The organism is Dysgonomonas mossii DSM 22836 (assembly GCF_000213575.1).
GTDB classification, from domain to species: domain Bacteria; phylum Bacteroidota; class Bacteroidia; order Bacteroidales; family Dysgonomonadaceae; genus Dysgonomonas; species Dysgonomonas mossii.
This window is the reverse complement of sequence record NZ_GL892005.1, coordinates 653,905-665,969: the sequence shown is the minus strand read 5'-3', so window position 1 is coordinate 665,969 and position 12,065 is coordinate 653,905. Positions and strand designations below refer to the sequence as shown.

General features: G+C 37.6%; 11 protein-coding genes. 7 read left to right on the top strand and 4 right to left on the bottom strand.

Annotation, left to right across the window (positions count from 1 at the left end; genetic code table 11):
• Positions 1 to 73: 73 nt before the first annotated feature.
• Positions 74 to 841 (bottom strand): M15 family metallopeptidase, encoded by a 768-nt coding sequence (locus HMPREF9456_RS06365; protein WP_006842664.1) that lies wholly within the window; start codon positions 839 to 841, stop codon positions 74 to 76.
• A 74-nt stretch (positions 842 to 915) separates the two neighbouring features.
• Positions 916 to 1,869, bottom strand: a complete 954-nt coding sequence (locus HMPREF9456_RS06360) for an aldo/keto reductase (RefSeq protein WP_006842663.1) — start codon at positions 1,867 to 1,869, stop codon at positions 916 to 918.
• Positions 1,870 to 2,068: 199 nt separating this feature from the next.
• Between HMPREF9456_RS06360 and HMPREF9456_RS06355 the strand changes: the two genes are divergently transcribed.
• Positions 2,069 to 2,767, top strand: a complete 699-nt coding sequence (locus HMPREF9456_RS06355) for a carbonic anhydrase (protein ID WP_006842662.1) — start codon at positions 2,069 to 2,071, stop codon at positions 2,765 to 2,767.
• 70 nt (positions 2,768 to 2,837) lie between these two features.
• Here the strand turns inward: HMPREF9456_RS06355 and HMPREF9456_RS06350 are convergent, their stop codons facing one another.
• Both HMPREF9456_RS06350 and HMPREF9456_RS06345 read right to left on the bottom strand, forming a co-directional pair.
• Complete coding sequence (locus HMPREF9456_RS06350) at positions 2,838 to 4,538, bottom strand: tetratricopeptide repeat protein (RefSeq protein WP_006842661.1); 1,701 nt, start codon at positions 4,536 to 4,538, stop codon at positions 2,838 to 2,840.
• Positions 4,539 to 4,668: 130 nt separating this feature from the next.
• Entirely contained in the window at positions 4,669 to 5,538 is an 870-nt protein-coding gene (locus tag HMPREF9456_RS06345; protein ID WP_006842660.1) for a mechanosensitive ion channel family protein, read from the bottom strand.
• A gap of 256 nt (positions 5,539 to 5,794) precedes the next feature.
• Between HMPREF9456_RS06345 and HMPREF9456_RS06340 the strand changes: the two genes are divergently transcribed.
• From HMPREF9456_RS06340 to HMPREF9456_RS06315, 6 genes are all read left to right on the top strand, one after another.
• A complete protein-coding gene (locus HMPREF9456_RS06340) occupies positions 5,795 to 6,232 on the top strand; it encodes a PepSY-like domain-containing protein (protein ID WP_006842659.1) in 438 nt (145 codons plus the stop codon).
• Between the two features lie 84 nt (positions 6,233 to 6,316).
• Positions 6,317 to 7,099: a TIGR02757 family protein gene (locus HMPREF9456_RS06335; RefSeq protein ID WP_006842658.1), complete on the top strand. Its 783-nt coding sequence runs from the start codon at positions 6,317 to 6,319 to the stop codon at positions 7,097 to 7,099.
• Between the two features lie 258 nt (positions 7,100 to 7,357).
• Positions 7,358 to 10,090, top strand: a complete 2,733-nt coding sequence (locus HMPREF9456_RS06330; RefSeq protein WP_006842657.1) for a DNA gyrase/topoisomerase IV subunit A — start codon at positions 7,358 to 7,360, stop codon at positions 10,088 to 10,090.
• Between the two features lie 112 nt (positions 10,091 to 10,202).
• Positions 10,203 to 11,018 carry a DUF3316 domain-containing protein gene (locus tag HMPREF9456_RS06325; RefSeq protein WP_147591728.1) on the top strand — a complete coding sequence of 272 codons (816 nt, stop codon included), beginning with the start codon at positions 10,203 to 10,205 and terminating at the stop codon, positions 11,016 to 11,018.
• 16 nt (positions 11,019 to 11,034) lie between these two features.
• The gene (locus tag HMPREF9456_RS06320; protein WP_006842655.1) at positions 11,035 to 11,430 is read left to right on the top strand and encodes a hypothetical protein; all 396 of its coding nucleotides are present in this window, start codon (positions 11,035 to 11,037) and stop codon (positions 11,428 to 11,430) included.
• 12 nt (positions 11,431 to 11,442) lie between these two features.
• Complete coding sequence (locus HMPREF9456_RS06315) at positions 11,443 to 11,931, top strand: pyridoxamine 5'-phosphate oxidase family protein (protein WP_006842654.1); 489 nt, start codon at positions 11,443 to 11,445, stop codon at positions 11,929 to 11,931.
• Positions 11,932 to 12,065: the final 134 nt, after the last annotated feature.

Here is a 12,065-nt window from a genome sequence, read left to right as displayed (position 1 = left end):
ATCAAAAGCGCTCTAACTTAAGGTTAGAGCGCTTTCTCGTTTTAAAACACTTGTTGTTTTCGGTTGGATAGTCTCAGTCGATAAGAAGTTCTGGTCGATATTCAAAGTGCATTGTATCATAATGATACCATTTGCCTCCCCAAATAAATCCATGCTTCTCGAATATATCGACTATAATTTGCGGTATTCTGTTCTTATACTGTAAAGTTGCGTCCTCTGATTTACAACGACAGTCCCATTGCCAGTAGTTTGAATATTTCACATTCAGATCAATAGCAGTACCAAAACTATGGCTGCTCAACCTGTTTGTCCCTCTTATTTTTCGCCAGTTAAATACCCCCGAACTATACAGGTATTCTCGCAATTCGGGATGCTTATCTAATTCGTCTGAGATTTTTTGTAATTGCTTGGCAACACCATTTATCTTCGTTACACTCAGAGTCTGGTTTACTAGTTTTGGACACCACATGATGGTAACCAAATTAGCTTGTACTTCCGCTGAAGTAGACCCATACATTAACGTTAAGAGCTCTTCATTTCTTATTCGTCCCGGATCATAATCCTTAGAAATATTCTCAACCTTCCCTTTGATATAGGGATATGTAAAGATATCGCCGAGATCAGAACTGTTCATCAGATCAGAGTGAGCCTTCGTTCCACCTTCGTTATATTTGATAGTTCGTCCGTCTTTTAAGACAATATTAGAGTTATCAAAAGCCACAATGCTTTCGGGATAAGCCTTCATTAGCTTATAAACCGCTACAGGATATTTATCTTTATTCTGAGAAAAGCTTATTCCGGCAATGAAGAGAAAGAGCAGGACTATAACTGTCTTTTTCATATACTAAAGATAAAATTAAAAAAGGATATATCACGATAATATATCCTTTTTTTATCATTACAAACTGATGTTTTTTACTTCAGTATTTTCTCTATCAACATCAACTCTTCGGCGGAAAAGTTTGCATTATCTTTTGCCTTCAGATTATCTTTCAACTGATTCAAAGAACTTGTACCAATTATAACGGATGTAACCTGTTCGTTATGCAACAGCCACGCTAAGGCCATTTCGGCTAAAGTCTGACCACGTTGTAGAGCCAAGTCATTCAATGCAGAAACCTGTTTTATCACATCCTGAGTAATTTCACTTTCCTGCAAAAAACCATGGCTTTTGTGAGCTCGGGATGTTTCAGGAATACCATGCAGGTACTTATTCGTAAGCAACCCTTGCGCTAATGGAGAGAATGCAATAAATCCTACTCCGTAGTCTTTATTGATAGCCATATGCTCTATCTCAGGATTACGAACAAGCATACTATACTTGTCCTGATAAATCAAACAAGGCACATTCTGTGACTTCAATATTTCATAAGCCTTTATCAACTGCTGAGGAGGATATTTTGATACACCTACATACAATGCTTTTCCTTGGCGAACGATATCGACTAAGGCTTGCATCGTTTCTTCTATCGGAGTTTGAGGATCATACCGATGAGAGTAAAATATATCAAAATAGTCCAAGCCGGTACGTTTCAGGCTCTGATCAATACTTGCCATAATATACTTTCGCGAACCGCCATCGCCATAAGGACCATTCCACATCAAATGACCTGCTTTTGATGATATAATAAGCTCGTCGCGGTGCCCTTTAAGCTCTTTAGCTAACACTTTTCCAAAATTAGCTTCTGCACTGCCGGGAGGTGGGCCGTAGTTGTTAGCTAAGTCAAAATGTGTAATACCACTATCAAAAGCGTGTAAAATCATAGATGTAGCCATTTCAAAATCATCTACATCTCCGAAATTATGCCACAGTCCTAACGAGATTTCAGGAAGCTGCAACCCACTGTTTCCGCAAAAGTTATATTTCATAGTTTTTGTTTTATTTTCAATAAAGGTAGTTTATTTTCTTTTAGAATTCTCGTATTTATTAAATTTTCAGATGGCTCTATTTAGCTCTTACCTATTCATAATATTTAACAATGAAGTATTAATATTTCTATAATCAAAAAGAATTATAAGTCGAATCTTTATATACTTTTACCCGATTTTTTTAACATACATAACATCTATGAAAATTGTAAACTATCTAAAATTAACTTTAACAGCTGTAACGCTCTGTTTGATTACAGTTTCTGCTTATGCTCAAGATGCAGATCAAAGCCCTTTAACTCTGCTTAAAGAAGGAAACCTCCGTTTTGTATCAAGTACTCTATTGCATCAACATCAGGATATGGCTAGAGTTGACGAACTAAAAAGCGGGCAACAGCCTTTTGCGGTCATTGTCAGTTGCTCTGACTCTCGCGTCTCCCCTGAGATTATATTCGATCAAGGGCTTGGCGATCTATTTTCGATCCGAACAGCCGGTAATGTTATGGCTGACTTTGAAGAAGGTAGTATCGAATATGCCGCCGAACATCTTGGCTCAACACTTATAGTTGTATTAGGACATACTAGTTGTGGTGCAGTGAAAGCATTCATGGATATTAAGCACAATAAGGAACATATACATGCCGAACATGGCGAAAAGCTAGGTCACATAAAATCTATTATAGATAGGTTAGACAGTGAAGAAGAAGAAAATGAACTCTTTAAAACTGAAGATTCGGATATGTACAACAAGGCTATCAAGGCTAATGTTATACATGGAGTAAAGCAGCTAAGAGAATCTACTCCCATATTATCAGAAAAATATAAAGAAGGAAAGATTCAAATAGTGGGAGCTATTTACCACATTGAATCGGGAGAGGTGGAGTTTTTAGACCTTTAATAAATCTTCATTCTTAAGCATAAAAAAAGCTCAGCCGCAAAGGCTGAGCTTTTTCATTATATGCTTTATTTTAGAATAACATATTCTTTATATCAGGATTTGTAAGGAACTTAGCAAATTCAATATCTTTTGCTATCTCAGCTGGAGAAATTCCGTTCTGAATAGCAGACTTCAAATTTCCTGCAACACCTGATGCACTATTTGTTCTTGCAGCTACGATAGCAGCCAAATAATATGTAGTAGCATCTTTAGTTGGTACAGCATCCAATATTTGTTGAGCACGGCTATAATTCTTAGTCAAAATCTGAGCCAATGCTGCATTGTTAGAAATAGTGTTACCAAACGATTGAGCTGCACGGTTATATTCTCCTTTTTGGATATACATCAATCCCATAGTTTCACCTAATGAATTGGCTCCGGCTGCATTACCAAGCAGTTGCTCTGCTTTTGCTGTATTTCCATCAGCCAATGACACTAAAGCTAAGTTCATATTCGCTTCAGCTGCACGAGACGAAACTTCAGCAGCCTTGTTGAATGCTTGAACTGCTCTGCTGTTTTGACCGTTCTTATAATAATATGCACCTAGGTTGTTCCATCCACGATAGTCGTTAGGGAATTTTTGAGTCACAAAAGTGTATACTTTCTCTTTAGATACACCGTTCAAGTTGGCAGCATACAACAATTCTTCTACTGTAAGGTCTCCCAGATTACCACTTACTGCAACATTCTTCAATTCCTCATCAGTCTTACCAATTATTTCTACATTAGCCAAAAGGCGAGAACGACGAAGTTTTGGTAAAATAGTTTCAGCTAGATCAGAATATACAACTGAGATATTCTTAATTTCTTTTTCTCTGGTTTCAGGATCCGGATACATAGACAATACTCTAAGAACAAGATCTTTGTCTTGTAAGCTAGATGCTTGAACTAGTTTTTGGAAACCATCCCAGTCTTGAGCTGTATATTTAGCATTAATTTCAGTATCAATACTATTCTTCTTGAATTCTTTAGTCAAATAGTTTGTTGTATTTTTTTCACGTTTTTCAGCTAGTTGATCATTCAGCTTGAACCCTCCATCAGGAGATGCATATGCCGAAATTTCAACATCTACTTTCTTACGCTCATTACTATCTGCTTCTTTTACCAATTCTTTCCATGCATTCAGGTTTGTAGAATTCAATTCGCTAGAACGCAATTCTGCACGTTGGATCAAGAACATTATATCAGCATCATAAGCCTCTTTGATTATGCGTTGGAAAGCATCAGGAGCAACAGCAGGAGCTGAAGTACCCGCATTTGCAAGCGCTTGAGTTGCAACTACACCATCAGCAATTTTCACATCGCCAAAGCCAACTACTTGTTTTCCTCCTCTATGAAAATCGAAGCGTAAAAACAATTCCGATTTTTTCATTGCCGGAATATAATCAAACTCAGACTTCATTGTTATAGCACTACCAGCTTCATAAGGTACTACAATTCCGTTTCCGGCTACCTTTTCTCCCTGATATGTATAAGGAGTTCCAAGAGTTTCACCTCCTGCATACTTCAATACCGGTGTAACAACTACTGTTGTGCTTTTCTCAAACCATTTAGCAGGAAAGCGTCCGTTTATTGTAACAGGAACTTTAGTCCCTACCAATTCTAACGGTGAAGGATTTGTTGTAAATAAAGAATTTGCCAAAGGAGGCATTGTTTTTTTGCCACACGATGTTGCTATGATAGCAACAAAGGCTACTAACGAAAGGAATTGAATGAGTTTCTGCCTTTTCATAACACTTAAGTAATTTAGTTTTATATATTTATTAAATTCCGATTCTTCGTATCACAAAGCTACTTGATTTCCGCCTGAAAATAAAATGCAATTACCTTATTTTGAATATTAATAAGACTTTTAATTTTTTTTAATCTTTCAGCATTTTCACACTCAGTGTTGATGCGGTATAGATCCCTTTTTCGGAGAAAGACTTATATATATTTTCGTTCAAACTGACACTTGTATTTCCATAATCCTCACTATTGACCCATACTCGTATTGTTACATTGATAACACCATTGGAAACATTGGTAACACCAACAAAAGGCGTAGGGGTATCTTTTATTGATTTGTTTTCTTTAATAACCGATAGCAATATACCTTTTACAAGGTCAATATCTGTTCCATAATTAATATTATACGTAAGGTCAATACGTCTCTCTTTCTGGGCTGAATAGTTGGTTATATTTCCGGTAGATAAAGGACCATTGGGTATAAATATAGTAATATTATCACCTGTCAGCAAAACAGTATATAATATTCCAATAGACTGAACAACCCCATCCGTACTTTGGGCAACAATACGATCTCCAACCTTGAACGGTTTGTTTATTAACAGCATCACACCACCTGCAAAATTAGATAGATTATCTTTCATAGCCATACCTACGGCTAATCCTGCAGCAGCTAATATAGCCGCAAAAGAAGTCGTTTGAATGCCTAGTATATTTACTATAAAAAGAAATAATACAATCTTTAATGAAATATTGATCAGACTATCCAAAAAAGAGCGTACAGTTTCTTCTATCCGCCGACGAAGTAAAAACTTATCAAAAAACTTTCTTATCCACCCAATCACCCAACGACCAACAATAAATACAATAATTGAAGCTACAATTTTTGTACCTAACGCCACCGAAACATCAAGCAGGTAGTCAAGCAACTTATCGAGCGTCGAAACCGTTGCTTCTGCATTCACAACAGACAGACTATCAGTAGAAAATATATCTAACAGCATAAAGTATATAACAAGTGCAATAATTCGAGCATAAAATTATATATTTATACAATACAATCGTCATTATATTCGGGATTAAAATAGATTTTTAACAATCTAATTTTACATAATTTTCTATTTCAAATAGATTTTGTATATTTGAGAAAACACAATTCTCTTCCTCTACAGAGAAAGACGTAAATAAAGATAAAAGCCACTTAAGATTGATGGCACTTTTATTTATAAACTTTATAATTAACTAAACACAGTAATTAAGATGAAAAAAATATTATTTGCACTCAGCCTTTTTATTCTACCACTTGCTTTTATTGCCTGTGGTGACGACGACAAAAAAGTATCGACTAGCGATTTACCTCCAACAGCACAAGCCTTCTTACTAGCACATTTTCCTTCGCAAAAGGTCACACGCGTAGAAAAAGACAAAGACAGCTATGATGTTTATCTGGCAAATGGCTTCGAGGTAGAATTTAAACTCTCCGGGGAGTGGGACAGTGTAGATGGCAAAGGACAACAAATTCCCGCCGACATCATCGCATTACTACCTAGTGCCATACCTAGCTATATAGCACAACATTATCCAACGCAATACATAGTGGAAATAAACAAAGAACATTTCGGCTATGAAATTGACTTAAATAATAATATAGAGCTTGAGTTCGATTCGAATGGCAAATTTATAAGAGTAGATAAATGATCAAACTATTATGGTACAGACAAAGAGCAGGACTTTCTGCTCTTTTGTTTTTTATATCTTTGTCCTACCAAAATAGATTGACAAGTGAAAGGTATAAATATATTTGATCTCAAAAACTTCCTCGACCAGAAAGTAGAACAGTACAACACCCCTGCTTTTATCGATAACGATCCTATCTCCATTCCTCATAGCTTCACAAGCAAGCAGGACAAAGAAATCATGGGATTCTTTGCTGCTATTTTTGCATGGGGACAACGCAAGACCATTATCAATAAGTGCAAAGAACTAGCCGAAAGGATGGATAACGCCCCATACAGCTTCATCATTAGCCACAGTGACGAAGACTTAAAAAAGCTCCTACAGTTTAAACACAGAACGTTCAACGATACAGACTTGCTATACTGTATCGACTTTATGAAAAGACACTTCACTCAATACAATAGCCTTGAGGAAGCTTTCTTCCCTTCCTCCGACATGAATGTGGAGTCAGCACTCAATCACTTTCAGGCATACTTCTTCTCTCATCCCAACGCGCCCCACCGTACACGAAAGCACATCCCCTCTCCTGTTCAAAAATCGGCATGCAAACGGCTGAATATGTACTTGCGATGGATGGTAAGGGATGATAACAAAGGTGTTGACTTCGGCTTATGGAAACGAATCAGCCCATCCAACTTGATTTGCCCGCTCGATCTTCATGTAGAACGTACAGCACGCAAGCTAGGCCTGCTCGAACGAGACAAACCCGATTGGAAAGCAGCGATAGAATTGACAGAAAGCCTAAAAATACTGGATGCCAACGACCCCGCCAAATACGACTTCGCTCTGTTTGGTATTTCTATTGAAGAAAAATGTATTATACCTTAGAATAAAAAGTAACAAAGGTGACAAAAGTGACACATTTTATACATATTTTTCATGTCACCTTTCTACTCTCAAACTTCAGTTGTTATAGATGTCAAAGAGCTCAATATATGACAATTTTATTTAAAATAAATGAACGCAAATAAAATTTCTGTAATTTCTTTGTTTGTAATATACAACACGCTTCTCATTTTGAATTCACACCAAAAAAAACTATCTTTGAGCTAGTTTTTTATTAGCTATTAAATCCAATAAACACATATGCTCCCTGAAGATATTATTGACGAACCAGAGAATTTAGATAACGACGAACCAATACTGGACGATGAGTTGGAGAACGCTGATGCAGCCTCACATTCAGACTACAAAGTCCCGATAAAAGATACCGCTGACAATCAGACTCATCTTTCGGGTATGTTCCAGAATTGGTTTCTCGACTATGCATCGTACGTAATACTCGAACGTGCAGTACCTCACATATCTGATGGTTTCAAGCCGGTGCAACGTCGTATCATGCACTCTATGAAGCGCATGGATGATGGTCGCTACAACAAGGTGGCTAATATCATCGGACATACCATGCAGTTTCACCCGCACGGAGATGCCTCTATAGGGGATGCGTTGGTACAATTGGGGCAAAAGGATTTATTGGTAGATTGTCAGGGAAACTGGGGAAACGTGTTTACAGGAGACGGAGCAGCTGCGCCTCGTTATATAGAAGCTCGCTTATCAAAGTTTGCGTTGGAAGTGATTTTCAACCCCAAAACCACAGAGTGGAAACCATCTTACGATGGGCGTAATAAAGAACCGATTACGTTACCTGTTAAGTTCCCTTTACTTCTGGCTCAGGGTGCAGAAGGTATTGCTGTGGGACTTTCGTCTAAGATCCTGCCTCACAACTTCAATGATCTTTGCGATGCAGCCATAGCACATCTTCAAGGAGAAAAATTTGCATTTTATCCCGATTTTCAGACCGGAGGCTATATAGATGTCAGCAAGTATAACGATGGCGAGCGAGGCGGGTCGGTAAAGGTTAGGGCTAAAATATCTAAATTAGACAACAAAACGCTTGTCATAAGTGACATTCCTTATGGTCGTACATCATCGTCTGTTGTGGAATCGATCTTGAAAGCTAACGATAAGGGCAAAATTAAAATCCGCAAGGTGGATGATATCACCGCTCAGAATGTAGAGATACAGGTACATCTTGCAGCAGGGGTCTCTTCCGATAAAACGATAGATGCCCTATACGCATTCACCGATTGTGAAATAAGCATTTCGCCAAACTGTTGTGTTATCGAAGATAATAAGCCTTATTTCCTCACAGTAAGCGACATACTCCGTCATACTACAGATAATACACTAAGCCTACTTCGTCAAGAACTGGAGATACAAAAGAGTGAACTGGAAGAAAGCCTTCACTTTTCTTCGCTGGAAAAGATTTTCATCGAAGAGCGTATATACAAAGACAAGGAGTTTGAGAATGCCGACAATATGGATATAGCTGTAGAGCATATCGATAAGAGATTGGCTAAATATGCAAAACAGTTTATCCGTGAAGTAACACGTGAAGATATACTCAAATTGATGGAAATCAAGATGGGACGTATCCTCAAGTTCAATTCCGATAAAGCAGATGAATTGATAGCCAGATATAAAGACGAAATAGAAGAAATAAAGCACAATATAGAAAACATTGTAGACTATACGATCTCATGGTTTGTAATGTTGAAAGAAAAATACGGCAAAGATTTTCCTCGCAAAACAGAAATCCGCAGCTTTGACACCATCGAGGCAACAAAGGTGGTGGAAGCAAACGAAAAACTGTACATCAACCGCGAAGAAGGCTTTATCGGCACATCACTGAAAAAAGATGAATTTGTATGCAACTGTTCCGACATTGACGATATAATTATTTTCTTCAAAGACGGTAAGTACAAAATTGTAAAAGTGAGCGACAAGATGTTTATCGGTAAAAACATTCTTTACCTATACGTCTTCCGCCGCAACGACAAGCGCACGATCTATAACGTGGTTTATCGTCACGGCAAGAATGGACCTTCGTATATCAAGCGTTTTGCCGTAACGGGCATAACTCGTGACAAGGAGTATGATGTAACACAAGGAGAAGATGGTTCTCGCATCACTTATTTCAGTGCAAACCCGAATGGTGAAGCCGAAACAATACGAGTGATACTGAAACCCAAGCCACGCCAAAAGATACTTGTATTCGAAAAAGATTTTAGTGATATTGCTATTAAAGGCCGTCAATCGATGGGGAATATCTTGACGAAGGCCGAGGTACATAAAATATCACTGAAACAAAAAGGAGGATCAACACTCGGCGGACGTAAAGTTTGGTTCGATCAGGATGTATTGCGCCTGAACTATGATGGAAGAGGCAAATTCCTTGGGGAATTTCAGAGCGAAGACCAAATATTAGTTGTACACGAAAATGGAGAATTCTACACTTCCAACTTCGATGTAACGAATCACTACGAAGCCGGAATTATCCGTATCGAAAAATTCGATGTAAATAAAAATTGGACAGCCGTTCTGTTTGATGCCGACCAGCAATTTATGTATCTGAAACGCTTTACATTCGAAGCCTCTGCAAGAAAGCAAAACTTCCTTGGAGACAATCCAAACTCGAAACTGAAGATTCTTACAGACGTTGTTTATCCACGCATTCTGGTTACTTTTGGCGGACGCGACAGTTATCGTGAAGCCTTGGAAATAGATGCGGATGAATTTATTGCAGTAAAAGGCTTCAAAGCTAAAGGTAAGCGTTTATCTACATTCGAAATAGGCGACATCAAAGAACTTGAACCTATCCGCTTCCCTGAACCGGAGGAAGAAGAGGAAAAGAAATTTGAAGTACAGATAGACGATGACGATGATGATGTGGACAATCGCCCCATCTCGGATATTTTGGATGAAATAACAGGACAGAAATCTTTATTTAAAGATGATGATAAGGAAAGTGAGGCATAAAGGATTAATAAATAATTCTATCATTTTTAGATGCTTATATTTTATTATTGGCATATTCATTTTATCTCCGGCATTATCTCAAGAAAAAATATTTGTTCTTGATTCTATTGAGATGAAAAGACCTATGCTATTTCCTACAACAGAAGGGATGCTTCATTCTTTGTATATTATAGATGCAAATTCTCTTATTACCAATAATACCCTTTCTGCCTCCATTGGTAGTGCCAATATATACGACACATATCTATCGCCATTAGAGTACAAGGGTTTCTCTATTCATTTGATGTATGAGCAAATGCGCCGTACGACATGGTTTGATTATAAGTTCTATAAACAGCAGATATTCGAACTGGATCTTTCGAAAGGAGATAATCCCACAAAAAACGTATCGGAATACTGGGCACTTCTTAGCTACAGGATAGGAGGTCATTATATGGTGTATAATACCGACGACTTCCGCCTCGGGGTGGGAGGACTTTGGGATATAAATGGCGGTGTATTGTACAATGAACGAAATGGAAACAATCCAGCTTCTGCCCGTGCATATTCCAATCTCAATCTGTCTGTTACCGCCTCATATAAATTCAAATGGGGAGCTGTGCGCTGGCAAATAGATTCTCCATTTATGGGAATATTGTTCTCTCCTAAATACGGACAATCGTACTACGAGATTTCGTTAGGCAACTCTGTCGGACTTGTCAATTTCGCATCCTATCATAATCAACGATCATTGCGCAACTACATATCGATGGATATCCCGATAAACAAATATACAATCAGAGTCGGGTATATGGGCTCATGGTATCAGACAAAAGTAAATGAGATCCAAACACATCAGTATACAAACAGCTTTGTAATCGGATTCCCTATAGAAGGGGTAAAGAAACCGAAAGAAAAAGCACGTATCGACTATTGGTATGGTAGATAAGTAACAACAGGCTTAAATGAGAGATATAAAAGAAATAGAAAAAAGATATAAAGACCCGGACAGGATACCGAAAAGGGGCTCACATTTATTCAAAAAGAGATATCTTCTTTTTATCATATTGCTTATTGCCTTTATTACAAATCCGGATGAGGAAAAACACAGAGAGGCCATTAAACATAAAATAAACAGTATAATACTTCCCCCCGAGCCTTTGGGTTCGGGATATGTAGGTCGCCATCCGAGTGTAGACCCATTAGTGAATAATCATATCTCTGTTAATAATTATTTCCTATGCTCTACAACAAGAGCTTTCTGGAATAATGAAGAAGCAACAATCGGATTGGGAGTTTTTGGACATGTATTCATTTCCGATATGGTAGACAAAGCCATAAATAAAAGATTAAACAATTAGTACTAGACTATTATGTTCAGAGAAGTAAGAAGACAAAACAGAATACTTGAAGATAAAGCTCGCATAAGCGAACTATTAAACACTTCAGAATACGGATTTCTCAGCTTAGGAACATCCGAGAATGGATATGGCTATGGTATCCCAATCAGTTATGTTTATGATGAAGAAGCCAATACTCTTTATTTTCATTGTGCCCCCGAAGGTCAGAAACTAGACCTGATAAACCAAAATAACAAGGTATCATTTTGTGTAGTAGGTGTAACAAAACCCATTGCCGAGCAGTTCACCACCTTATACGAAAGTGTTATATCCTACGGTAAAGCTGATATAAATCTATCTGATGAAGAAAAACGAAAAGCCCTCAGACTTTTAGTAAATAAATATTCAAAAGGATTTGAAGAAATCGGAGAAAAATATATAGACAAATCGTGGAGCCGTACAGCTACATTCAAAATAGAAATAGAACACATAACAGCCAAGGCAAAATATAGTCCACATTGAATTTCTTTTTACCCAAGCTCAGCTATATGTACCTCATAGCAGCAAGATAGAGGAGATCGGGAAAAGTAAAATATCGCTAAATTATACTTTCTCTCAAATAGATTTTCAAAGAAAGTGATTAGCTTTGCACAGCT